Annotated in this window: 19 protein-coding genes; 12 read left to right on the forward strand and 7 right to left on the reverse strand. The window is 72.5% G+C overall.

What is annotated here, in order from left to right; translation table 11 throughout:
• Nucleotides 1–2 precede the first annotated feature (2 nt).
• The 5 genes from ACH4KB_RS32195 (at nucleotide 3) to ACH4KB_RS32215 (ending at nucleotide 4,799) form a co-directional block, all read left to right on the forward strand.
• A complete protein-coding gene (locus ACH4KB_RS32195; RefSeq protein WP_398069657.1) occupies nucleotides 3–1,406 on the forward strand; it encodes an aldehyde dehydrogenase family protein in 1,404 nt (467 codons plus the stop codon).
• A gap of 2 nt (nucleotides 1,407–1,408) precedes the next feature.
• Entirely contained in the window at nucleotides 1,409–2,497 is a 1,089-nt protein-coding gene (locus tag ACH4KB_RS32200) for an NAD(P)-dependent alcohol dehydrogenase (RefSeq protein ID WP_398069659.1), read from the forward strand.
• Nucleotides 2,498–2,663: 166 nt separating this feature from the next.
• Complete coding sequence (locus ACH4KB_RS32205) at nucleotides 2,664–3,572, forward strand: class I SAM-dependent methyltransferase (RefSeq protein ID WP_398069660.1); 909 nt, start codon at nucleotides 2,664–2,666, stop codon at nucleotides 3,570–3,572.
• A gap of 94 nt (nucleotides 3,573–3,666) precedes the next feature.
• Complete coding sequence (locus ACH4KB_RS32210) at nucleotides 3,667–4,641, forward strand: hypothetical protein (RefSeq protein WP_398069662.1); 975 nt, start codon at nucleotides 3,667–3,669, stop codon at nucleotides 4,639–4,641.
• Entirely contained in the window at nucleotides 4,638–4,799 is a 162-nt protein-coding gene (locus ACH4KB_RS32215; RefSeq protein ID WP_398069664.1) for a hypothetical protein, read from the forward strand. The genes ACH4KB_RS32210 and ACH4KB_RS32215 overlap by 4 nt, the downstream gene beginning before the upstream one ends.
• 41 nt (nucleotides 4,800–4,840) lie before the next feature.
• On the opposite strand, the gene ACH4KB_RS32220 is transcribed toward ACH4KB_RS32215, so the two are convergent.
• On the reverse strand, nucleotides 4,841–5,809 hold the full coding sequence (locus tag ACH4KB_RS32220) for a LysR family transcriptional regulator (protein WP_398069763.1): 969 nt from the start codon (nucleotides 5,807–5,809) through the stop codon (nucleotides 4,841–4,843).
• 39 nt (nucleotides 5,810–5,848) lie between these two features.
• On the opposite strand from ACH4KB_RS32220, the gene ACH4KB_RS32225 reads away from it, so the two are divergent.
• Together ACH4KB_RS32225 and ACH4KB_RS32230 are read left to right on the forward strand one after the other, a co-directional pair.
• A complete protein-coding gene (locus ACH4KB_RS32225; protein WP_398069666.1) occupies nucleotides 5,849–6,742 on the forward strand; it encodes a serine hydrolase in 894 nt (297 codons plus the stop codon).
• A gap of 83 nt (nucleotides 6,743–6,825) precedes the next feature.
• Complete coding sequence (locus ACH4KB_RS32230; RefSeq protein ID WP_398069668.1) at nucleotides 6,826–7,836, forward strand: MBL fold metallo-hydrolase; 1,011 nt, start codon at nucleotides 6,826–6,828, stop codon at nucleotides 7,834–7,836.
• A gap of 12 nt (nucleotides 7,837–7,848) precedes the next feature.
• On the opposite strand, the gene ACH4KB_RS32235 is transcribed toward ACH4KB_RS32230, so the two are convergent.
• The gene (locus tag ACH4KB_RS32235) at nucleotides 7,849–8,712 is read right to left on the reverse strand and encodes a PIG-L family deacetylase (protein WP_398069670.1); all 864 of its coding nucleotides are present in this window, start codon (nucleotides 8,710–8,712) and stop codon (nucleotides 7,849–7,851) included.
• A gap of 362 nt (nucleotides 8,713–9,074) precedes the next feature.
• Here ACH4KB_RS32235 and ACH4KB_RS32240 point away from each other — a divergent pair, with 362 nt between their 5' ends.
• Entirely contained in the window at nucleotides 9,075–10,289 is a 1,215-nt protein-coding gene (locus ACH4KB_RS32240; RefSeq protein ID WP_398069672.1) for a metallophosphoesterase, read from the forward strand.
• Between the two features lie 11 nt (nucleotides 10,290–10,300).
• Here the strand turns inward: ACH4KB_RS32240 and ACH4KB_RS32245 are convergent, their stop codons facing one another.
• A complete protein-coding gene (locus tag ACH4KB_RS32245; RefSeq protein ID WP_398069674.1) occupies nucleotides 10,301–10,711 on the reverse strand; it encodes a Fur family transcriptional regulator in 411 nt (136 codons plus the stop codon).
• A 378-nt stretch (nucleotides 10,712–11,089) separates the two neighbouring features.
• Here ACH4KB_RS32245 and katG point away from each other — a divergent pair, with 378 nt between their 5' ends.
• On the forward strand, nucleotides 11,090–13,345 hold the full coding sequence (katG, locus tag ACH4KB_RS32250; protein WP_398069676.1) for a catalase/peroxidase HPI: 2,256 nt from the start codon (nucleotides 11,090–11,092) through the stop codon (nucleotides 13,343–13,345).
• A 69-nt stretch (nucleotides 13,346–13,414) separates the two neighbouring features.
• On the opposite strand, the gene ACH4KB_RS32255 is transcribed toward katG, so the two are convergent.
• The 3 genes from ACH4KB_RS32255 to ACH4KB_RS32265 all read right to left on the reverse strand — a co-directional run bounded on the left by ACH4KB_RS32255 (nucleotide 13,415) and on the right by ACH4KB_RS32265 (nucleotide 15,519).
• Nucleotides 13,415–13,936: a hypothetical protein gene (locus ACH4KB_RS32255; RefSeq protein WP_398069678.1), complete on the reverse strand. Its 522-nt coding sequence runs from the start codon at nucleotides 13,934–13,936 to the stop codon at nucleotides 13,415–13,417.
• A gap of 72 nt (nucleotides 13,937–14,008) precedes the next feature.
• Nucleotides 14,009–14,908, reverse strand: a complete 900-nt coding sequence (locus ACH4KB_RS32260) for an ABC transporter permease (RefSeq protein ID WP_398069680.1) — start codon at nucleotides 14,906–14,908, stop codon at nucleotides 14,009–14,011.
• A complete protein-coding gene (locus tag ACH4KB_RS32265) occupies nucleotides 14,905–15,519 on the reverse strand; it encodes an ABC transporter ATP-binding protein (protein ID WP_398069682.1) in 615 nt (204 codons plus the stop codon). Before ACH4KB_RS32265 ends, ACH4KB_RS32260 begins: the two co-directional genes overlap by 4 nt.
• Nucleotides 15,520–15,802: 283 nt before the next feature.
• On the opposite strand from ACH4KB_RS32265, the gene ACH4KB_RS32270 reads away from it, so the two are divergent.
• Entirely contained in the window at nucleotides 15,803–17,167 is a 1,365-nt protein-coding gene (locus tag ACH4KB_RS32270; RefSeq protein WP_398069684.1) for a flavin-containing monooxygenase, read from the forward strand.
• A 50-nt stretch (nucleotides 17,168–17,217) separates the two neighbouring features.
• On the opposite strand, the gene ACH4KB_RS32275 is transcribed toward ACH4KB_RS32270, so the two are convergent.
• On the reverse strand, nucleotides 17,218–18,567 hold the full coding sequence (locus ACH4KB_RS32275) for a wax ester/triacylglycerol synthase domain-containing protein (RefSeq protein ID WP_398069686.1): 1,350 nt from the start codon (nucleotides 18,565–18,567) through the stop codon (nucleotides 17,218–17,220).
• A gap of 884 nt (nucleotides 18,568–19,451) precedes the next feature.
• Here ACH4KB_RS32275 and ACH4KB_RS32280 point away from each other — a divergent pair.
• Nucleotides 19,452–20,585: an SDR family oxidoreductase gene (locus ACH4KB_RS32280; RefSeq protein WP_398069688.1), complete on the forward strand. Its 1,134-nt coding sequence runs from the start codon at nucleotides 19,452–19,454 to the stop codon at nucleotides 20,583–20,585.
• Nucleotides 20,586–20,619: 34 nt separating this feature from the next.
• Entirely contained in the window at nucleotides 20,620–22,203 is a 1,584-nt protein-coding gene (locus ACH4KB_RS32285) for a PfaD family polyunsaturated fatty acid/polyketide biosynthesis protein (protein WP_398069690.1), read from the forward strand.
• The last annotated feature ends 30 nt before the right edge of the window (nucleotides 22,204–22,233 follow it).

Here is a 22,233-nt window from a genome sequence, read left to right on the forward strand (position 1 = left end):
GCGTGGAGCCGCAGCCGCACCGCCCCGGTCCCGCACCCCTCGGTGAGCGTTTCACCGTCCTCGACCCGGCGACGGGCGAGCCTTTCGACGAGGCCCCCGACCAGCAGGCGAAGGAGCTGGACGCGGTGGTCGGCCGCGCCCGGGAGGCCTGGCCGGGCTGGCGGGCCGACCCGGCCGGCCGCACCGCCGCCCTGCTCGCGTCGGCCGACGCCGTGGAGGCGGCCGGGGCGGACCTCGCTCCCCTGCTCACCCGTGAGCAGGGCAAACCACTGGCCGAGTCGTGCGCGGAGGTCGCCCGCACGGCGGCCCGCCTGCGCTACTTCGCCGAGTGCGTCCCCGAGCCCCGTACGATCACCGACGGCCGGGCGGTGCACAGCGAGGTCCGCTGGCGGTCGCTGGGGCCCGTCGCCGCCATCGTCCCGTGGAACTTCCCGCTCCAGCTCGCCTCCGCGAAGTTCGCGCCCGCGCTCGCCGCGGGCAACACGGTGGTGCTCAAGCCGTCCCCGTTCACGCCGCTGGCCACCCGGCTGCTCGGATCCGTCCTGTCCGCCGCCCTCCCCGAGGGCGTGCTGACGGTCGTCACCGGGCGTGAACCCCTCGGCGCCTGCCTCGCGTCGCACCCGGGGATCCGCCATGTGACCTTCACCGGTTCGGTCACCGCCGGGCGGTCCGTCGCGGTGGGGGCGGCGTCCGGCCTCGCCCGGGTCACCCTGGAGCTGGGTGGCAACGACGCCGCCGTCCTGCTGGACGACGTGGACGTGGAGCGGATCGCGGACCGGCTGTTCTGGGCGGCGTTCCGCAACTGCGGGCAGGTCTGCATGGCGGTCAAGCGCGTCTACGCCCCGGCCCGGCTCCACTCGCGGGTGGTCGAGGCCCTCGCGGAGCGAGCGAAGAGCGTGGTCGTCGGCGCCGGTCTCGACCGGGCCACGGAGCTGGGGCCGCTCAACAACGCCGCCCAACTGGCCCGGGTGGAGCGCTACACGGCCAGGGCCCTGGCGGACGGGGCCCGGGCTGTGGCCGGTGGCCACCGACTGGACCGGCCGGGCTACTTCTACGCCCCGACGGTCCTGGCCGATGTCCGGCCCGACAGCCCGGTGGTGACGGAGGAACAGTTCGGTCCGGTCCTGCCGGTACTGCCCTACGGAAGCCTCGACGAAGCCGTGGAGGCGGCCAACGCCACCCGCTTCGGACTCGGCGGCTCGGTCTGGGGGACCGACCTGGACCGGGCCGAGGCGGTCGCCGACCGGTTGGAGTGCGGGACGGCGTGGATCAACCACCACGCCGAGCTCTCCCTCGCCCAGCCCTTCGCCGGTGCCAAGGAGAGCGGCGTCGGCGTCGCGGGCGGGCCGTGGGGACTGTACGGGAACCTGAGACCGTTCGTCGTCCACCGTCCCCGGGAGGTCTGACGATGAGGTTCGGCGCGGCGGTACTGCGCGGTTACGAGGCCCCGTTCGCCGTCGAGGAGGTGATCCTGGACGCGGGGCCGGCCGACGGCGAGATCCTGGTCCGCATCGCGGGCTGCGGACTGTGCCGGACCGATCTCGCCGTCCGCCGCTCGGCGGGCCGCTCTCCGCTGCCCGCGGTGCTCGGCCACGAGGGGGCCGGGGTGGTCGTGGAGACGGGTGGCCCGGACACCGGCCTGACCCCCGGTGACCATGTGGTGCTGAGCTTCGACTCCTGCGGGCGGTGCCGGAGCTGCCTGGGAGGGTCCCCCGCCTACTGCGACCGGTTCGCCGCGCTCAACCTCTTCGGGGGGCGTGCCGAGAGCGCGGCCCGGTTCACCGACGGGGCCGGGGAGGCGCTGGCGCCCCGGTGGTTCGGCCAGTCAGCGTTCGCCGAGTACGCGATGGTCCCGGCCCGCAACGCGGTGCCCGTCGACGCCTCCCTCCCCCTCGAACTGCTCGGCCCGCTCGGCTGCGGCTTCCTCACCGGCGCCGGGGCGGTGATCAACTCTTTCGGCGTCGGCCCCGGTGACACCGTCGCGGTCTTCGGCGCCGGGGCGGTGGGCCTGGCCGCGGTCATGGCGGCCACCGCCGCCGGGGCCCTCGTCGTGGCGGTCGACAGGCACCCGGAACGACTGGCCCGGGCCGAGCGGTTCCGTGCGGTCCCGCTGGACGCCGCCTCGGCCGGCCTTCCCGGCCGCGTCCAGCGGCTGACCGACGGCGGCGCCCAGTACGCGCTGGACACCACGGGTTCCGCCCGGTTGATCAACGACGCGCTCCGGTCGCTGCGCCCGACCGGTCACCTGGGTCTGGTGGCACGGCTGCACACCCATCTGCCGCTCGAACCGGGGGCCCTGGACCGGGGCCGGAAGATCTCCCACATCTGCGAGGGGGACGCGGTCCCGGCGCTGCTGATCCCCCGGCTGACCGGGCTGTGGCAGGCCGGGCGGTTCCCCTTCGACCAGCTGATCCGCACGTACCCGCTGGCCGACATCAACGAGGCCGAACGTGACTGCGACGCGGGCCTTGTGGTGAAGCCGGTCCTCATTCCGTAGCGCAGCGCGCCTTCCGGAAGCACGTGGATTCCGGCGGGGCAAGGGCCACCGATGTACGAGGCGTTCTCCGCGCAGCCGACTCCCCCGAGACCCCGGCGGCTTCCCGCCGGCTTTCTCTTCGCTCTGCTCGCTGTTCGTCGTCTCCAACAACCCCAAGGGAGTGCACATGGCCGACACGGCGCACCGGAACGACGGTGTGGAGGGTGTGGCGGGAGGGGTCGGTGCGACCGCTCTCCTGGTCGCCGCGGCGCGGGCCATCGAGACACATCGCCCCGACAGCCTGGCGCAGGACGTCTTCGCGGAGCACTTCGTGCTCGGGGCCCCGGCATCCAAGGGCTGGCCGGTCCACCCGCGGGAGGTCCCGGACGGGGACCGGAACCCGCTGTGGGGGCGGTTCGCCCGGTACTTCGGGCTGCGGACACGGGTCCTCGACGACTTTCTCCTCCGGTCGGTGCACGCGGGGAACGCCCGCCAGGTGGTCCTTCTCGGGGCGGGGCTGGACTCGCGTGCGTACCGGCTCGCCTGGCCTCCCGGCTGTGTGGTCTTCGAGATCGACCGGGCGGAGGTCCTGGCGTTCAAGCACCAGGTGCTGGGGGGTCTTTCGGCCACCCCGAAGGCGGCACGCGTACCGGTCCCGATGGATCTGCGCGCCGACTGGGCCGGCGCCCTGCCCGGCGCCGGCTTCGACCCCGCCGCGCCGAGCGTCTGGCTGGTCGAGGGCCTCCTGTTCTATCTGCCGCCCGCCGCCGAGACGTATCTCGTCGACACGGTGGACCGGCTGAGTGCGGGGGGAAGCGCGCTGGCCTTCGAGGTCAAGCTCGACAGGGATCTGCTGGAGTACCGCGACAGCCCGCTCTACACGGCCACGCACCAGCAGATCGGCATCGACCTGCTGGACCTGTTCGACAGGAGCCCGCGGCCCGACTCCGCGGGGAAGCTGACGGACACGGGCTGGTCCACCTCGGTCCACACCCCCTTCGACTTCACCCGGCTGCACGGACGCGGCCCGCTGCCCGAGCCGAACGACGCGCTGGCGGGCAACCGTTGGGTCTTCGCGGACAAGCCCCGGCGGTAGACACCGGCCGTGTGCCCCGCGGACGGAACCCTCGTGAAGCTGCTCGTGGCCGCCGATTCCGAGAGAATCCGAGGATCGAGCGAAGGGAAGAACGATGGGTTTCTCCGACGAGCGGGAGCGGCTTCTGCGCGCACCGGGACAAGACCTCGAACGAGCTCGGCGGAGCCCGGGGGCCTGGCCCGATCTGGCCTTCACCGCGGACCGCACCGCCGGAGGCCGGGTGATCGACCGCGGCAAGGCGGCCAGGCGGAGCGTTCTGTGGGCACTCCAATACGATCGTCGCCCTCAGGACCTGGGGCTCCTGCGGTTTCTCCTCCAGCAGGAGACCACGTTCTACCGGGAGCTCGTCCCCTGGGGACTGGCATCGGACCTGACGCTGGCGGGCTTCCTGGTCGCCGAGCACCGGCAGTCGGAGGACATATGGCTGCACTGGTCCGCCAAGAACATCAGCTTCGACACGGCTCTCGGATATCACCTCTACCACCTGCTGACCGGAGGCATCGCCGCCGCCCTGGACACCGTGCGCGCGAGCGCCCACCCCGACCGTGGCCGCATTCTGGACGACATCACGTCGGACCGACACACCGACGCCGCCGTCGAGCGGTGGCTCGACGAACAACGTGCGCGGTTCCCCTCCGACCCGGCGGAGGAGAGCCTCCGGTCATGGGCCCACCACGCGGCGGGCCAGGGCGAGCGGGAAGCATCCCGCCTGTTCATGACCGCGTGGGCGGCAGGCGAGCCACGCACCGAGAGCACACTCAACACGCTCCAGTTTCATCTGGCCCGACTCGGCTACCTCACCGAAGCGGTGGCGGTACAGCGAGAGGTCCTCGCGGTCAGCGACGCTCCGCCGGAGGCGACGGCGTTCGACCTGCTCACGCTCGGCCGACTGCAACGACAGGCAGGCGACGCTTCGGGCGCGTGGACAACACTCGAAGAGACGCGGGACGTCTGCCCGCCGACAAGCGGGGGATGCGCGCGGGGCTGTGGCGGCACTTCGTCAAGGAGTGCTTCCTCGTCGTCGCGCAGACACCGGACGACGCCGCGGCTCGTCGTCGACTCGCGGTGAGTGACGAGCACCTGCGCGGGATTCCCAGGCTCTGGATGGACGGAGTCCTCGACGCCGCACTCGCGGCCGCCGAACACCTCGGGGATCCGCGGGCACTCGACCGCTACCGTACGTTGCGGCTGGCCGCGGCTCGTGAACGCGAACAGGACATCGCTTAGCCGGCCGCCGTACAGCGTCGGGGCCGCGGGCCGGCTCCGCGTCAGCTCGGCGCGTCGTACACCACCGACCATGGGCGGGGCGGCCCGTCCGGCGGGCGTGGGCCGACGGCGCGGTGCGGCGTCGCCGACCGGTCGCGTGCCAGCACACCGGCCGCGAGCTCCGCGAAGTGCGGTGCGGCCGGGTGGGCGGAACGGCCGGCGGGCCAGGCGCCGGTGGTCCGTCGGGTGAGCGGGCGGCCCGCCAGGGGGCGCCAGAGGACGCGGGGCTCCTTGCGGGCCACCGGGCCCTGGTCGAAGGCGACGCCGTGGCCCGCGTGGACGAGGGCCAGCAGGAACTCGGGGTTGGACGCGTGCCGGACCCGGCCGGGCACGAAGCCCTCGGCACGACAGCAATCGAGGATCCGGTCGTACCAACCGGGAGCCTGGGCGCGAGGGAAGAGCACGAGATCGTGGCCGGACAGTTCGGCGAGCGCCACCTCGGGGAGCCGGGCCAGCGGTGACGTGCGGGGAAGCACGACACCGAACTCCGCGCGCACCTCCGGGCCGAGGCGGAGTTCGGTGGCGTCCACGGGCTGGTGGACGAGGCCGACGTCGAGCCCGCCGGAAGCGAGCAGCCGCAGCTGTTCCTCGGTGGTGATCTCCTGCAGATCGACGGACAGTCCCGGGGAGTGCCCCGCGCAGGCCGAGAGCAGTGCGGAGAGCGTGGAGACCGTGGTGTCGGGAGGGACGCCCGCGCGCAGGGTGCCCAGGCCGCCGTCGCCGGCGCGGCGGGCCAGGGTCCGCAACCGCTCCTCGCGGGCCAGGAGTTCGAGGGCCTCGTCCAGCAGTACCATGCCGGCGGCGGTGAGCCGGACCTGACGCTGCGACCGGTCGAACAGGGCGGCTCCGAGGTCCTTCTCCAGCCTGCGGACCGCCTGGCTGAGGGGTGGCTGGGCCATGCCGAGCCGGTCGGCGGCCCGGCTGAAGTGCAGCTCGTCGGCGACGGCGACGAAGATACGCAGGTGGCGCAAGAGATCCACAGTCAGTGACCTTATGCGAGGGGCGAACCGATGGTCGAGAAGCGGATCCGCGAGGTGTTCTCGGGGGCGGGGGCCGAGGGGTTGTTGCACGCGGTCCCCGTCGAGGCGGGACCGGGCGACGGGGAGGTGACCGTCGGTGCCGACGAGCCCGTCGTGATCGCCTCGGTCTTCAAGGTGCTGCTGGTCCTGGAGTTCGCCCGACAGGTGGCCGCCGGCCAGCTCGACCCGCGTGAGCGGGTGCGGGTGACGGCAGCCGACCGGCTCGGCGGCTGGGGCACGGCGGGCTGTGCGGACGACGTCGAGCTGTCGCTGCGCGATCTGGCGTTCTTCGCGATCTCGGTGAGCGACAACTCGGCGGCCGATCTGCTGCTGGCACGCGTCGGCCTGGACACGGTGCGCCTCCTCGCCGAGGAACTCGGGCTCGACAGGACACGCGTCGTGGGTGGCCCCCGTGACGTACTGGAGTCGATGCTCGCCGAGGTCGGCGCGCGCGACGAGGCGGAGTTCGCCCTCCGGTACCCCGCACTGCCGGACGACCGCAAAAGGCGCCTGGGCGTGCTGGATCCGCTGCGGACCAACGCGAGCACGCCCAGGGACATCACCAGGCTGCTGCGCCTCGTCTGGCGGGACGAGGCAGGTCCGCCGGAAGCGTGTGCCCAGGTACGGGAACTGATGAGCCGTCAGGCATTTCGGCACCGGCTGGTTTCGGGATTTCCCGACGAGGTGACGATCGCGGCCAAGACCGGGACCCTGCCCGGCCTGCACATGGAGGCGGGGGTCGTCCGGTATCCCGACGGCGGCCTCTACGCGGTCGCCGTCTTCGCCCGTACGCGCGAGCTGGCCGCCTCGCGCACGGCGGTGGACGCCGCGATCGGCGCCACGGCCCGGATCGCCGTCGACTTTCTTCGCAGCGAGGTGTTCTGACGTGGTCTCATATGCGTTCGCGTATGAGACCACCCGAATTTCGATCTTGGACGAAGAGGGTCCTGTCCTGATCTCCTGACGCCATGAACGAGGACACAGACGTGCAGCGTCCGCAGCGGCGCATCCAGGCATTCGGCCGACGCTCGGTGCTGCGCGGCGCCGCGATCGGCGCGGCGGCCCCGCTGCTCTCCGCCCCGACCACCACCGCCGCCTCGGCGGATCACGGGGACCCGGCGCCCGGTTCGGTATCCTTCCGGTGGCTGGGCACCTCCGGCTGGCGCATCGACGTCGGCGGCCGGACGGTGCTCTTCGACCCCTACATCACCCGGTTCAGGACCGGCCTGTTCGACGGAGGGCTCAAGCCGGACACGAAGTTGAGGTCCGACCCCGATCTGGTGCGGGAGCACATCGGCCGCCCCGAGATCGTTCTGGTCAGCCACTCGCACTGGGATCACATCGCCGACGTGCCGTATATCGTCAAGTCCACCGGCGCGCGGGTCGTCGGCACCGAGACCACGTTCCATCTGCTGGTCGCGTTCGGGGTCGACCCGGGCCTGATCTCGGTGATGAAGGGCGGGGAGGTCCTGGACTTCGACGGCATCACCGTCCAGGTCGTGCCGAGCCTGCACAGCCGCAACAAGCGGCATTCCTACTTCGCCCCGGGCACCCTGAACGCTCCCCCGGCGGCGCCGCCGAGGACCATCTCCGATCTGCCGGAGGGCGACACCCTGGCCTTCCAGGTGACGGTGGGGAGCGGTCCGTCGGTGTTTCTGATGGGCGCCAGCGACTTCTCCGAGCAAGCCGTACAGGGGCTGAGCCCCGACCTCGCGATGGTCGCCGTCCCGGCCGGCGCCGCTACGTTCCGCTATACGTCCCGGCTGCTGCGCGCCCTGGACCGGCCCGGCGTCGTCGTGCCCGTCCACTGGGACAACTTCGAGCAGCCGCTGAGCGAGCCCCCGCGCCGCGATCCGGTGATGGACCTGAGCGGGTTCGCCGCCCAGGTCCACCGGGAGTCCCCCACGAGCCGGATCGTCGTCCCGGACTACCGCACGACGTACGGCGCGGACATGCGCGCCGGCACGTCCACGCCGTAGAGGCCGGACGGATCAGCGGAGTCCGGCGAAGAGGTCCTTCTCGGGCAGGGCCGCGCCGGTGGGGTCCTGGACGCGTACGAAGGTCTCCGTGCCCATCAGGTCGCCGAACCTCTCCTTGCCCATCTTGAGGAAGAAGATGTTGTCGCCCTGGCTGGCGTGCGCGGCCAGCGCGTCGAACTTCTGGCCGCTGAACGCGGTGGTGTCCACCCAGGTGGTGACCTCGTCGTCGGGGAGGCCGATCTCGGCCGGCGCCGCTGACTCGGCCGGGTCCGGCTCCGGCTGCCGCTCCGGCTCGGCGTCCGGCTGCGGCAGGTCCTCGTGGAACTCGCGCATGGCCTCCCCGAACCGCCGCAGCATCGAGTGGGGCATCGTCGTCCAGTACACCTTCGGCGTCAGCTCGGTCATCTCCAGCGCCGCCATCGTGATGCGGTGGGCCTGGATGTGGTCGGGGTGGCCGTAGAAGCCGTTCTCGTCGTAGGTGACGACGACATCGGGGCGGTAGTGCCGCATGAGTTCCGCGAGTCGGGCGGCGCCCTTCTCCACCGGGGTCTGCCAGAAGGATCCGGGAGCCTCGTTGCTGGGCCAGCCGATCATTCCGGAGTCGGCGTAGTCCAGCGTCTCCAGATCACTGACCCCGAGGACCTCGCAGCTCGTCTCCAGCTCCCGACGGCGCATCGAGGCGACGGCCGCCGGGTCGTGTCCGGGATCGCCCGGCTTGACACCCCCCGGCCCGTCACCGCAGCCGCCGTCGGTACACGTCACGAGAACCGTGCGGATGCCTTCCGCCGCGTACCGCGCCAGGACCCCTCCGGTTCCGGTCGCCTCGTCGTCGGGGTGGGCGTGCACGGCCATGAGAGTCAAGGGCCGGTCGGTCATGAAGGGGTCCTCCCGCAGAGATACGTCGTGGTCCGGGCCGGCGGCGGGCGTGCTACCGCGATCCCAGGGCCCGGAGCCCGACGGGGCGGACGACCCTGCGGCCTCCGTGTCCCCCGCCCGCACGGCGCCGGTCCCTTGAACGGTGCAACCGCGCCGACCGGGCCGGCTGTTCCCGACGGGGCCGGCGATTCTCGTGGTCGCCCATCATGCCGGAGTGGGGCGATCTGGGGTGCCCACGGGACCGCGCCCCGCCTGTGTGCCGCCAGCGACGGACTCGCCGACCCCTGAAGGGCGGCGCCTTTCCGCGACGGCGCACAATGGGCCGGCCAAGAGGCTCCGGCCAGAACCTCGGGAGGGGAAGCGTGACCGAGACAAGCGACACCCGATCCGCCGCCAGTGAAGCGCAAGAGGCGCAGCGGAGCCGACTGCAGCGTCTGATGCGCTACGTCCCTCTGATCGCCCCCGTCCTGCTGTGGGCCGTGCCGTGCTGGGTTCTTCTGCACACCGGCCAGCGGTGGCCGCTCCCGGTCGCCCTGACCGGCACCGCGCTGTTCGTCCTCGGCCTGGCCGGTATGCCGCTCGCGATGGTGCGGGGCCACGGCCGGCGCCAGCGGGACCGGGCGGCGATCGTCGGTGACACGCTGCTGGGCGGCATCTGGGTCCTGTTCACCTGGTCCGTACTGCTCGGCGTCCTGCTACGACTCGCCCTGACCGTGGCTGGTGCGGGTGACGGACAGGACCGGGCGCGCATCGTCACCTGGGCCGTCCTCGGCGTCGCCGCCGTGCTGCTCGCCTGGGGGTACGCCGAGGCCCGCCGCGTGCCGCGGGTGCGCCGTCTCGACGTGCGACTGCCGCGCCTGGGAGCCGGGTTGGACGGAACGCGGGTCGCCCTGATCACCGACACCCACTACGGACCGCTCGACCGGGCCCGCTGGTCGGCGCGGGTCTGCGAGACGGTGAACACCCTGGAGGCCGACCTGGTCTGCCACACCGGCGACATCGCGGACGGCACGGCCGAACGCCGTCGCGCCCAGGCCGCTCCGCTGGGGACCGTGCGGGCGACCCGGGCCCGTGTCTATGTCACCGGGAACCACGAGTACTACAGCGAGGCCCAGGGCTGGGTCGACCTGATGGACGAGCTGGGGTGGGAGCCGCTGCGCAATCGCCATCTGCTGCTCGAACGCGGCGGTGACACGCTCGTGGTCGCCGGCGTCGACGACGTCACCGCCGAGTCCTCCGGACTGGCGGGCCACCGCGCCCACCTCGCCGGTGCCCTCCACGGCGCCGACCCGGACCTGCCCGTGCTCCTCCTCGCCCACCAGCCCAAGTTCGTCGACCGCGCGGCAGCCCACGGCATCGATCTCCAGCTCTCCGGCCACACCCACGGCGGCCAGATCTGGCCCTTCCACTATCTGGTCCGCCTCGACCAGCCGGCCGTCGCCGGACTCAGCCGCCACGGCGCTCGCACCCTCCTCTACACCAGCCGCGGCACCGGCTTCTGGGGCCCGCCCTTCCGCGTCTTCGCCCCGAGCGAGATCACCCTGCTCGTGCTCCGCTCCCCGCAGCCGGCCGACTGACGCGCGGGCGGTCAGGAGCAGGCCGGGCACAGGCCTCGGTAGGTGATCTCCACCGAGCCGACGGCGAACCCGAACCGCTCGGCCTCGGGCAGGTCGCCGAGGGCGTCCCCGGCCGGGTGGACGTCGCGGACCGCGCCGCAGCCGGAGCACACCAGGTGCTGATGGGAGCGGCGCGCGTTCGGGTCGTAGCGCTTGGCCCGGCCGACGGTGGAGACCTCCAGCACCTCGCCGAGCGTGACGAGCTCCCCCAGCGTGTTGTAGACGGTGGCGCGGGAGATCTCGGGCAGCCTCGCGGCGGCCCGCAGATGTACCTCGTCGGCCGTCAGGTGCACATGGTCACCGTCGAGGACCTCCGCGATGACACGCCGCTGCGAGGTCAACCGCCAGCCACGGCCCCGTAGCCGTTGAAGGAGGTCGCTCATCTCGTCACCTGCTCCGCTTCGCGGGGACGCGCGGCCCCGGACGGATCCACGGATCCGACGACGTCACGCCCTGGCCATTATCGTTTTAGCGCACTTCTTGACTTGGACGAAGTCCATCGTAGGATCGATCCCGGCGACATCCAAGAGACAGGAAGACTCCGGTACGGCAGCAGAGAAACGCGGTGGGACACCGTCGGTCGGCCGCGCGGCGCCGACCGAACGCCGTTCTCGTTCGCATCGCCGGGACCGCCCGGTCCCGTCCGTGAGACGTTCGGGCGGGCGCGGCGAGACCCGGCATACCTCGTGCCCCTTCTGCGCGGACCGAATCCTCCTCCCCCGTTCAGCGCCCCACGACCCACCGGGTCCGGAAGGATTGCCATGACCGAGAACCACGAGTCGCATGTCTTTGATCCCGTCACCCCGGATTCGCCCGAGACGGCCGTCCCCGAGGTGCCCGAGGCACAGGCGGGCGGCTGCCCCGTGGCCCACGGCCGCGCGCCGCACCCCACGCAGGGCGGCGGGAACCGCCAGTGGTGGCCGGACCGCCTCAATCTGAAGATCCTCGCCAAGAACCCCGCCGTGGCGAACCCGCTGGGTGCGGACTTCGACTACGCGTCCGCGTTCCGGGCGCTCGACCTGCCCACGGTGAAGCGGGACATCGCCGAGGTGCTCACCACGTCGCAGGACTGGTGGCCGGCCGACTTCGGCAACTACGGGCCTCTGATGATCCGGATGGCCTGGCACAGCGCCGGCACGTATCGCATCAGCGACGGCCGCGGTGGCGCGGGCGCCGGTCAGCAGCGCTTCGCCCCGCTGAACAGCTGGCCGGACAACGGCAACCTGGACAAGGCCCGCCGTCTGCTGTGGCCGGTCAAGAAGAAGTACGGCCAGGCGCTGTCCTGGGCCGACCTGCTGATCCTCACCGGCAACGTCGCCCTGGAGACCATGGGCCTGAAGACCTTCGGCTTCGCCGGCGGCCGCGAGGACGTCTGGGAGTCGGAGGAGGACGTCTACTGGGGTCCCGAGACCACCTGGCTCGACGACGAGCGGTACACCGGCGACCGTGAGCTGGAGAACCCGCTCGGCGCGGTCCAGATGGGCCTCATCTACGTCAACCCCGAGGGTCCCAACGGCAACCCGGACCCGGTCGCCGCCGCCCGCGACATCCGCGAGACGTTCCGCCGGATGGCGATGAACGACGAGGAGACCGTCGCCCTCATCGCCGGTGGCCACACCTTCGGCAAGACGCACGGAGCGGGCCCGGCCGAAAACGTCGGCGCGGACCCCGAGGGAGCCTCGATGGAGGAGCAGGGCCTGGGCTGGCGCAGTTCGTACGGGACGGGCAAGGGCGGGGACGCCATCACCAGTGGTCTGGAGGTGACCTGGACCAGCACCCCGACCACGTGGGGCAACGAGTTCTTCCACAACCTCTTCGCGTACGAGTACGAGCTGACCGAGTCCCCGGCCGGTGCGAAGCAGTGGGTCGCCAAGGACGCGGAGGCGACCATCCCGGACGCTCACGACGCGTCGAGGAAGCACAAGCCGCAGATGCTCACCACCGACCTCTCGCTGCGCTTCGACCCGGCCTACGAGCAGATCTCGCGCCGCTTCCACGAGAACCCGGACCAGTTCGCGGACGCCTTCGCGCGCGCCTGGTACAAGCTGACGCACCGTGACATGGGTCCGATCCAGCGCTACCTGGGCGCCGAGGTGCCGTCCGAGGTGCTGCTGTGGCAGGACCCGCTGCCCGCGCGCACCGCTGAGCCGCTGGACGCCGAGGACATCGCCGCTCTCAAGGAGCAGGTGCTCGCCACGGACCTGACGGTGGCGCAGCTGGTCTCGGCCGCCTGGGCTTCGGCCGCGTCCTTCCGCGGCAGCGACAAGCGCGGCGGCGCCAACGGCGCCCGGGTCCGTCTGGAGCCGCAGCGCGGCTGGGAGGCCAACGACCCGGACGAGCTGGCCCAGGTCCTGCGGGCTCTGGAAGGTATCCAGGAGTCCTTCGGTGCCCAGGGCGGCAAGCAGGTCTCGCTGGCCGACCTGATCGTCCTCGCGGGCAACGCGGCCGTCGAGCAGGCGGCCAAGGACGCCGGCGTCGAGGTGGAGGTGCCGTTCACCGGGGGCCGGGTCGACGCCACGCAGGACCAGACGGACGTCGAGTCCTTCGCCGCCCTGGAGCCCCTGTACGACGGCTTCCGCAACTACGCGGGCAAGGGCAGCCGCCTGCCCGCCGAGTATCTGCTCCTGGACCGGGCCAACCTGCTGACGCTGAGCGCCCCGGAGACCACGGTCCTGGTCGGCGGTCTGCGCGTGCTGGGCGCCAATTCCGGCGGCTCGACCCACGGCGTCCTCACCGACCGCCCGGGCACGCTGACGAACGACTTCTTCGTGAACCTGCTCGATCTGGGCATCACCTGGAAGTCGACGTCGGCGGCGCAGGACGAGTTCGAGGCCCGCGACGCGACCGGCCGGGTCAAGTGGACCGGTACCCGCGCGGACCTGGTCTTCGGCTCCAACTCCGAACTCCGTGCCCTCGCCGAGGTGTACGCGAGCGACGACGCGCGGCAGAAGTTCGTGACGGACTTCGTCGCCGCCTGGAGCAAGGTCATGGACCTCGACCGCTTCGACCTGGTCTGACCGCGCGGTCGGGGCCCGCCGCCTGCTCGGCGCGGCCCCGGCCCCGCGACGCGCCCGGGCTCTGCTCTGCTACCAGCCGGCCTTCACCGCGTTGTAAGCCGTACGGCAATCGGCGTTGGTGGCATCCGCGGCCAGCTTCTCCATGGAGTTGCTCCAGACCTTCTTGGCCACCTTCTCCATCTCACGGGTTGCGGCGGGCACGTTCGGGGCGTGCTTCTTGATCGTCGCCAGGGAGGACCTGGCGAACTTGTTGCACACGGGTCCGGCGGCGTTCCGGTAGCGGGTGTCCAGGTCCGTGGCGACGGCCTGGCCGTTCTGGGTCGCCCAGGTGTTCCAGGCCGCGCACGCCGCTTCGGTGAACACGGCCTGGTCGGCCTCGCTCAGTCCCAGCACCTCGCCCAGCATCGTGTTCTTGGCCTTGTCGGGGACCGTGAAGTCCACGACGGGGAACTTGTCGAGGGTTTCGAGCAGCGCCTCCTGACACGCGGGAGGCAGCGGGGCCGCCTGGGCGGTGGAGGGGGCGGCCAGCGCGGAGACGGACAGGAGTGCCGCGGTGAGGGCGGTGCGCTGGACAGTACGCGAAAGAGTCATGGGGCAGTGCTCCTCGTACGAGAGAGAGTGACGGTCCGGGCGCCGCATCAGCGCCCGACGGCTACAGAACGATCACCGCCTGCGCAGGTCACGGGCCTTTCGGTGAGGCGGACGGTGGCACACAGGGTCGTCGTCCGTCCGTGCGACGAGGGGGCCGTCGGCCGTCCCGCGGCGGCGGCCGCGAGGGGACGGAACCTCTCCCCCACATCCCGGTGAGAGCGCGTTCCGGGTCCGTCGGCGGAAGACCAGGAAGCCGGCCGTCGCGGCGCCGACGAGCCAGAGGCACTGGATCAACAGCCCCCGGACGGCCGACGCGTCGGAGAAGGCCGCGGCCATGCTCGCCTGCACGGCTCCGTACGTGGGGAGGAAGCGCACGACTGCGCTGTCGGATCCGGAGCTGGAGAGGGGATTCTGCAGGGCGACGTCGAGGACGCTGATCATCAGGATGGCGAACATGCCCTCGACCTCTCGGCGGAGCACCGATCCGAAGACCACGCCCAGCGCGCCGTAGGTCAGAGCCGCGCAGAACAGGGCGGCGGCGAGGAGGAGGGGCTGTCGCGGCGGCCAGGTGAATCCGACGACGACCGTGGCGTACGCGGCGACGGCGACGCAGACCAGCGTGAGGGCGGACAGCTTCGCGAGGACGAGGTGATAGCGAGGGTAGCCCGCCATCGCCAGGCGGCGGTCGAAAGCCCCTCCCGTGAAGGTGGCCGCGAACATCATGAACCCGGCGATCAGGGTGACCGCGTTCAGCGCACCGGTGATCTGGGTGAGGTGGTTGCCGGGCGGGGACAGGATCTCGCCGGTGGCCCGGAGCCGGAACGGGGCCGGCTGACCGGGAATGGTCACGTAGGCGAGGGCGATCCACACGGGGATGTACACGACCACCAGCAGCATCGCGAACCGGTTGCGGGCGTGCCCGGTCAACGCGTATCCGGTCGCCGTGGCGAACAGGAACCAGTGCCGCCTCATGCCGCCGCCCCCGTAGGCCGCTCCTGGCGGTGGAGGCGCCCGTTCTCCAGCCGCCAGAGCAGATCCAGCCGGTCGATGTCGTACGCCAGGTGCGAGACGACCAGCACCGAACGCCCGGCGTCGCGCAGCCTCGTCGCCAGTTCCCAGAAGCGCAGGTAGGTCTCCCAGTCGAAGCCCTGGTAGGGCTCGTCCAGCAGGAGCACGTCCGGGTCGTGCATGAGCGCCAGGGTCAGGTTCAGCTTCTGCCGCGACCCACCGCTGAGCTGGCCCGCACGCCGGTCGAGGTACTCGGTGAAGGCCAGGGTCTCCATCACCTCCTCGGACCGCCGCAGGTCGGCGAGGCCGAACGCGGCCTTGAAGAGGTCGAGATGCTGGCGGACGGTGAAGGAGTCGTCCAGCACCACGGACTGCGGGCAGTAGCCGAACCTGCCGTGGTGCCGCACCGAGCCGCGGTCCGGCCCCAGCTCACCGGAGAGAATCCTCAGCAGCGTCGTCTTGCCGGCGCCGTTCTCCCCGACGATCCCGGCGAGGGTGCCGGGCCGTAGCCGAAGGTCGACTCCCCGGAGAACCGCGTACTGCCCGTAGGAGTGGTGCACATCTTGGACGTCCATTGTCTCGCTCCGTCGTCCCAGGTCTTTCCCGTGCTCGCGGAACCGATCCGCTCGTGCCCAACGAGCCGGCCACGCGGCGGAAACGGCGCCCAAGGCGCGCCCGTTCGCCCGGCGTCAACCCGGTGCACGACGCGTCACGCGTGCGACGGGACTACCGCGGAAACCGCCCCCCGGCGCGGCGGCAGCCCATAGCGTGACCGGGCTCGGAGCGCCCGCGGCGCGGGCCTGGAGCCGTCGTCACGTACCCAAGAGGAAAGGCCGGTCGGCCATGCGGAGAACGTGCGTGATCGGAGCGGGGCCGTCCGGCCTGGCGGCGAGCAAGGTCCTTGCCTCGCGCGGCCTTCCGTTCGACTGCTTCGAGGCGGGGTCGGGCATCGGCGGACTCTGGCGCTACGGCAACGACAACGGTATGTCGGGGGTGTACGCGTCACTGCACGCGAACATCTCCAAGGAGAGCATGTCGTTCTCCTCGCTGGCGATGCCGGAGACCTACCCGGTCTTCCCGCACCACAGCAAGGTCCTCGCCTACCTGGAGCAGTACGCGGCCACGTTCGGTCTGCACCGGCACATCGGATTCGGCACGGAGGTCACCTCCGTACGGCCCCTGGAGGACGGCGGCTGGGAGGTCGTCCGCCGGCGCCGTGGCGAGACGGAGGAGCGGACACAGCGCTACACCGAGGTGGTGGTGGCCAACGGGCACCACTGGGACCCGCGGTTGCCGGACCCCGCCGTACCGGGAGCCGAGACGTTCGAGGGCCCCGCTCTCCACTCGCACGACTACCGCTCCCCCGAGCCGTATGCCGGCCGGCGGGTGCTCGTGATCGGCATGGGCAACTCCGCGTGCGAGATCGCGGCGGAGGTCTCCCGCACGGCGGCGCGGACGTTCCTCTCCGCGCGCGACACGGTGCACGTGTTCCCGAAGATGCTGCTCGGCCGGCCGGCCGACCACTTGGCGGGGAGCCCGCTGGCCTGCCTGCCGCGGTTCCTCAAGGACCCGGCGATGGCGCTTCTCCTGCGGCTGACCCGTGGCGCCCCCGCTCATTACGGGCTTCCCGAACCGGTCCGTGGGCCCCTCGCCGCCCATCCCTCCACGTCGGACGAACTCCTCGTCCAGCTGGCCCGGGGCGCGGTCACCCCCAAACCCGGCGTCAGCTCCTTCGGCCGGGAGACGGCGCTCTTCGCGGACGGCAGCCGCGAGAGCGTGGACGCCGTGGTGTACGCCACCGGGTACGCCATCTCCTTCCCCTTTCTGGCCCCCTCCGTCTTCGCCGCCGCACCGGGCGGTCGCACGGAGCTCTATCTCCGCACGGTGCCGCCCGGGCTCCCCGGGCTCTACTTCATGGGACTCGCCCAACCCGCCGGCGCCGCTTTCCCGTTGCTCGAACCGCAGGCCGAATGGGTCGCCGATTTGATCGAGGGAGCGGTGCGCCTGCCGGAGCCGGCGGAGATGACACGGGCGATCGCCCGCGCGCGGCGACACCACGACAAGGCCTACGCGCCCACCTACCGTCACGGGATCGAGATCGACATCCGCTCCTACCGGCGAGCCCTCCGACGGGAACTCCGGGCAGGCAGGCGTCGAGCCCGCGGTGCGCTCCCGCCCGGTCCCGGGGCGAGCTTCCCCGCGCCCGCGGCCGACGCCGTGTGAGCCGCGGGTCCGCTGCGCGCCCGTCCGGTACGGGAGGGCTCCCGCCCGGCTCACACGGGCGTCGAGCTCTCCTCCAGCTCGCCCACGGCCTGCTCCCACAGCTCCGGCAGCAGCTCCCCCAGCGGGAGGGCGCGGTCGGCGACGAAGGACACCTCCGCCCAGTCGCCGAAGAACGACAGCCCCACGGCGAAGAGATGACCCGGCACGAGCAGGGGCAACAGGGCGGTCCCCGTCACCTGCGTCTCCCCCAGGCTCCCCTTGTCGGCGAGCGGCATGGAGGTGGCCATGACGTTGGTGACGCGTGGCGAGAGCATCCTGCGCAGGTACCACTCGGTGGGGCCGTCCGGCATGAAGCGGACCAGGTCCTGAATGGCCTGCCGCCAGGCCTCGCCCCGCAGCTTCCGGGTCGTCGCCATGACCTGATCCAGCCGACGCAGGGGCTCGTCACCGTCCCGGGAACCGTCCGGGTGTTCCGGGACGGTCCGCACGGGCAGTTCGAGCGGCAGGGCGAAGCAGCGGTTTCCCCACGTCTGTTCCTCGTCGGCGCGTCGTGCGTCGACGGGCAGCACGGCCGTCACCCGGGGGAGCGGCACCCCGGCACGGGCCGACCAGACCGACAACGCCCCGGAGAGCGCCGCCAGATGCACGTCGTGGGCCGAACCGCCCCGCCCGGCGCCGATCCGGCGGAGGGCGTCCACCGGTGCCCGGCCCCGCCACAGCCGCCGCTCCCCGGAGGGGACGAAGGCCGCGTCCGGGCGGTGGCCGCGAACGGTCAGGGAGCGGGCCAGGAACCTCGTGGCCAGCCCCACGGCCGCCCCCGCCCGCCTGGGCACCCCGAACGGACGGTCCCGGCCCGGTACCGGGCGCGCCGACGGCTCCCCCTCACCCAGCATGGCCCGGAAGGTCATGGCGGCGGCCGAACCGTCCTGGCAGGCGTGGTGGAAGCGGTAGCAGACGGCGTACGCGTCGGGGTCGTGGCCGTGGACCAGCCAGACCCCCCAGTAGCAGCCGGGGGCGAACGGGGCGTTGAGCGCGGTGTGCAGGGCGGAGTCCCGGGCGTCGGGTCCGTCGGCGACCACCTCGTGCACATGCCGGTCGACGGCGAAGTCCGCGTCCGGCTGCCACCGGGACCGTCGGCCTCCCGCCAGCCGGCTCGTGAGCAGGGGCAGTTCGCCGAGGCGGTATCCCACGTACGCGCGAAGGTCCGCGAGGGCCGGGGGCGGACCACTGAGATACGCGACGCCGCCCGCGTCCCAGCGGACGTCGGGCCGACGGCGCTCCAGCTTGAGGAACGCGCGGTCGACCGCGTGGGTGGGGTGGCGGGGCGAGGGAATCAGCCGATCGGGCCGGGCGGAGCGGTCGGAGGAGGCGGGCAGGGTGGGCTGCTCGGGGTCAGGCATGGGGCTTCAGGGCTCCAATTCGATTCGGGCGCAGTCGCGTTGATGTCAGGAGGGACGGAGAAGCGGTGGGCTGAAAGGCGAGGGCGGCAAGGCGGGGCGGAGGGACGGAGAGGCGGAGGGACGCGAGCGGGCGATGGCAGGAGGCCGTCGGTCTCGGCGAGCCGCCCGGACCCGGCCCCAGCACGCCGTCGGAACCGACCGCTCATCAGGATGACCACCGGACGGGGGTGGGTCCGTGCGGTGTCCGCCCGTCGCTCCTGCCTCAGCGGCCGGATGCGGGTCGGCCCGCGGCCGCCGGCCCGCCCGGCCCCGGGCCCCCGGCGGCTCCCGGTGCCCTTGCCCCGGCGGGTCAGCGGCCCCACGCACCGGCTGCCGCGGCCGGCCTGACGACCCGTTGAGAGGGTGATCCGGGTCCTCGGCGGCGGGTTCCCTCGAAAGAGGGATGGGGCTCCGATCACCACCGTGGAACTCCGGCCGTCTCCGGCCGCCCGCGGGCCGGAGCCGCTCGGCCGACGGCGTTCCGCGCCCCGGGCCGTGCGGAAGCGCACCGGCCGCGCCGCTCCGTACTCCGTTCGGGTGAGCGGGAGGAATCGAGGCGCCTGTCCCGTTCGCCGTCTGCCATTGTGTGCCGTGCGCCGGTGATCACCGGGCTGCGAGGCCCGAGAACCCCTCGCCGGAGGGGCACCGGAGAGCCGGCGAGAACCGGCCGCACCGGATCGGCCGACCGTGCGCGGTGCGATCGTCGTCACGATCCGCGGTGCGGGGCGGCCGGTGACATCCCGCTGCCCCTGCCCTCGCACCCGGCCGCCGCAACGGCGCTACTCCGTCTCCCCCTCCGCACCCGGTCAGGGACCGCCCCTCTCACCGCCCTTGGAGCCACGCTCGTGCACGTCGCACTCACCGGCGCCACCGGATTCCTCGGACTGCGTCTGCTGCGTCGTCTGCTCGCCACGCACCGGTCGGTGACCGTCCTGGCCCATGCCGGGTCGGGGAACGCGCTGCACCGCATCACCCGGTTCTTCGAACTGACAGGCTCACCCGAGGCGTTCCTCGGCCGGCTCCCCGGCCGGCTGCGGGTGGTGGAGACCGACCTGGCGCTGCCACGGCTGGGCCTGTCCGCACGGACGTTCCAGAGGCTGGCCGACGGTCTCGGCGAGATCTGGCACAGCGCGGGCAGCATCAATCTGGAAGGCGACCTACCGCAGCTGCGACCGACCAACGTCGAAGGGACCCGGCACGTACTGGAACTGGCGGCCGCGGGTCGCGGGGCACCCCTGATCCGCCATGTGAGCACCGCGTTCGTGGCCGGTGCACGGCGCACCGGAGTGGCGTACGAGGACGAGCTGGACGCACCCGACGGCTTCGAGAACGCCTACGAGCAGTCCAAGTACGAGGCGGAGCTGCTGGTTCACGGCTGGTCCCGGGAGCACGGCCGTCCGGCCCTGGTCCTGCGGCCGGGCATCCTGGTCACCGACCGGCCGCCGCACCCCGAGCTGCCCTCGCACCCGTTGCAGGTCGTCGAGCGCATTCTGCGCGACGCGCTGGGCGCCGCCGGGTCGGGCGACCGGCTCCGGGTCCGGACGGTGGGACATCCGCACGGCCGGCTGAACCTCTTGCAGGTGGAGCACGCCGCCGACGTCATGGTGCGGCTGGCCGGGCTGACTCCGTCGGGCGGGGTCGACACGTACCACGTCGTCCACGACCGCGATGTGCCCGTACCCACGGTCGTGGACCTCCTGGAGCGGCTGCTCCCGCTCTCCGTCGACCTGGTCTCCGCCAAGCCGGACGCCCCGTCGGCGTTGGAGACGCTGCTCGACTTCTACCCGGGCATGACGGCCTATCTCGCCCATCGGCGACGGTTCGACGACACCCGGGTCAGGACGCGGCTCGGGCCGTCGGCGGCCTCCGCCCCGGTGGGCCTCGACTACCTGTGGTCCGGGCTGGCCCCCCGGGGCGGGGCCCTGCCCCTGTCGCCGGGCGTCCCCCCGGCCCCTCCCCCGTCCGCCCGGTACGCCTGACCAGCAGCCCGACCCACCCCGTTGGAGCCTTCCCGTGTCCGTCCTCACCGCTCTCGGCCCGCCTGCCGCCTCCTTGCCGGTCTTCTCGCCCGAGGGGATCACGGCCCGGGTCCGGCAGATCCGGGAACCCGTGCACATCGTCAGCGGGCCGGACGGCCGGGAGCTGGGGATCGCGACCGGCGCCGCGCCCGCCGGTCCGGTGCTCGGCACGCTGCCGCCGCTGTACCCCGAATGGCTCGGCGGCCGTACCTTCTGCGAGGCGCACGGCGTCCGTTTCCCGTATGTCGCGGGGGAGATGGCGAACGGCATCGCGACCACCGCAATGGTCTCCGCGATGGCCCGGGCGGAGATGATCGGCTTCTTCGGCGCGGGCGGTCTGGCCTACCCCGACGTGGAGCGGGCCGTGCACACACTGGTGCGGGAGCTGGGGTCCCGCTCGAACTGGGGTGTCAATCTCATCCACTCGCCGGCCGAACCGGCACTGGAGTTCCGCGTCGCGGAGCTGCTGCTGCGTCGCGGTGTGCCCCGGGTCTCGGCGTCGGCGTTCATGGAGCTGACCCCGGCGGTCGTCCTGTGCTCGGCGCACGGACTGCGCCGGGGCCCGGACGGCGCCGTCGTCCGGCGTACGCGCCTGCTGGCGAAGGTCTCCCGGCCCGAGGTGGCCGAGAGGTTCCTCTCCCCCGCGCCGCCCGCGCTGCTGGACTCCCTCGTCGCCCGGGGGAAGCTGACCCGCCAGGAGGCGTCTCTGGCGGCCCTGGTGCCGGTGGCCGAGGACATCACCGTGGAGGCGGACAGCGGCGGGCACACCGACAACCGGCCGTTGTCGGTGCTGCTGCCGAGGATCGCCGCGCTGCGTGACGCGCTGTGCCGGCGGTTCGGTTACCGTCGGCCGGTCCGGCTCGGTGCGGCCGGCGGTCTCGGCACACCGGACGCGGTGGCCGCCGCCTTCTCCCTCGGCGCCTCCTATGTGGTCGTCGGGTCGGTGAACCAGACGGCCGTCGAGGCGGGCCTGTCCGACGCGGCCAAGGCGATGCTCTGCGACGCGGACGTCTCCGATGTGGCCATGGCGCCGGCGGCCGACATGTTCGAGCTGGGTGTGAAGCTCCAAGTGCTCTCCCGGGGGACGATGTTCGCCCAGCGGGCGGCTCGGCTCCATGCGGCGTACCGGGCCCATGGGTCGCTGGAGGAGATCCCGTCCGCGCTGCGCGCCACCATCGAACGCGACGTGCTGCGCGCCCCGTTCGACGAGATCTGGCGGCAGGCTCGCGCGTTCTGGGAGCAGCGCGATCCCGCGGAGATCACCCGTGCGGAGGCCGACCCGAAGCACCGTATGGCCCTGGTCTTCCGCTGGTACCTGGGCAGTTCCAGCCGGTGGGCGATCACCGGGGAGGAGTCGCGGCGGGCGGATTTCCAGATCTGGTGCGGGCCGGCGATGGGCGCGTTCAACCGGTGGGTGGCGGGCTCGTTCCTGGCCGATCCGGCGCACCGGTCCGTGGTGTGGATCGGACTCAACCTGCTGGAGGGCGCCGCCGTGCTCACGCGCGCCCATCAACTGCGCACGTACGGCGTTCCCTTGCCGGCCGAGGCGTTCACCTACGCGCCGTGCGAGCTGGCGTGAGCGGCCTCGGCGCCACCGGGGCGTCGGTAC

This window comes from Streptomyces sp. NPDC017520 (genome assembly GCF_044329855.1).
In the GTDB taxonomy this organism is placed as follows: domain Bacteria; phylum Actinomycetota; class Actinomycetes; order Streptomycetales; family Streptomycetaceae; genus Streptomyces.

What these genes read in the sequence shown, in the direction of transcription:
- ACH4KB_RS32210 (WP_398069662.1), top strand. Translation starts at nt 3,667, where the DNA reads ATGGGTTTCTCCGACGAGCGGGAGCGGCTTCTGCGCGCACCGGGACAA.
- ACH4KB_RS32225 (WP_398069666.1), top strand. Translation starts at nt 5,849, where the DNA reads ATGGTCGAGAAGCGGATCCGCGAGGTGTTCTCGGGGGCGGGGGCCGAG.
- ACH4KB_RS32255 (WP_398069678.1), bottom strand. Translation starts at nt 13,936, where the DNA reads ATGACTCTTTCGCGTACTGTCCAGCGCACCGCCCTCACCGCGGCACTC.
- ACH4KB_RS32265 (WP_398069682.1), bottom strand. Translation starts at nt 15,519, where the DNA reads ATGGACGTCCAAGATGTGCACCACTCCTACGGGCAGTACGCGGTTCTC.
- ACH4KB_RS32200 (WP_398069659.1), top strand. Translation starts at nt 1,409, where the DNA reads ATGAGGTTCGGCGCGGCGGTACTGCGCGGTTACGAGGCCCCGTTCGCC.
- ACH4KB_RS32235 (WP_398069670.1), bottom strand. Translation starts at nt 8,712, where the DNA reads ATGACCGACCGGCCCTTGACTCTCATGGCCGTGCACGCCCACCCCGAC.
- ACH4KB_RS32230 (WP_398069668.1), top strand. Translation starts at nt 6,826, where the DNA reads ATGAACGAGGACACAGACGTGCAGCGTCCGCAGCGGCGCATCCAGGCA.
- katG (WP_398069676.1), top strand. Translation starts at nt 11,090, where the DNA reads ATGACCGAGAACCACGAGTCGCATGTCTTTGATCCCGTCACCCCGGAT.
- ACH4KB_RS32245 (WP_398069674.1), bottom strand. Translation starts at nt 10,711, where the DNA reads ATGAGCGACCTCCTTCAACGGCTACGGGGCCGTGGCTGGCGGTTGACC.
- ACH4KB_RS32260 (WP_398069680.1), bottom strand. Translation starts at nt 14,908, where the DNA reads ATGAGGCGGCACTGGTTCCTGTTCGCCACGGCGACCGGATACGCGTTG.
- ACH4KB_RS32205 (WP_398069660.1), top strand. Translation starts at nt 2,664, where the DNA reads ATGGCCGACACGGCGCACCGGAACGACGGTGTGGAGGGTGTGGCGGGA.
- ACH4KB_RS32275 (WP_398069686.1), bottom strand. Translation starts at nt 18,567, where the DNA reads ATGCCTGACCCCGAGCAGCCCACCCTGCCCGCCTCCTCCGACCGCTCC.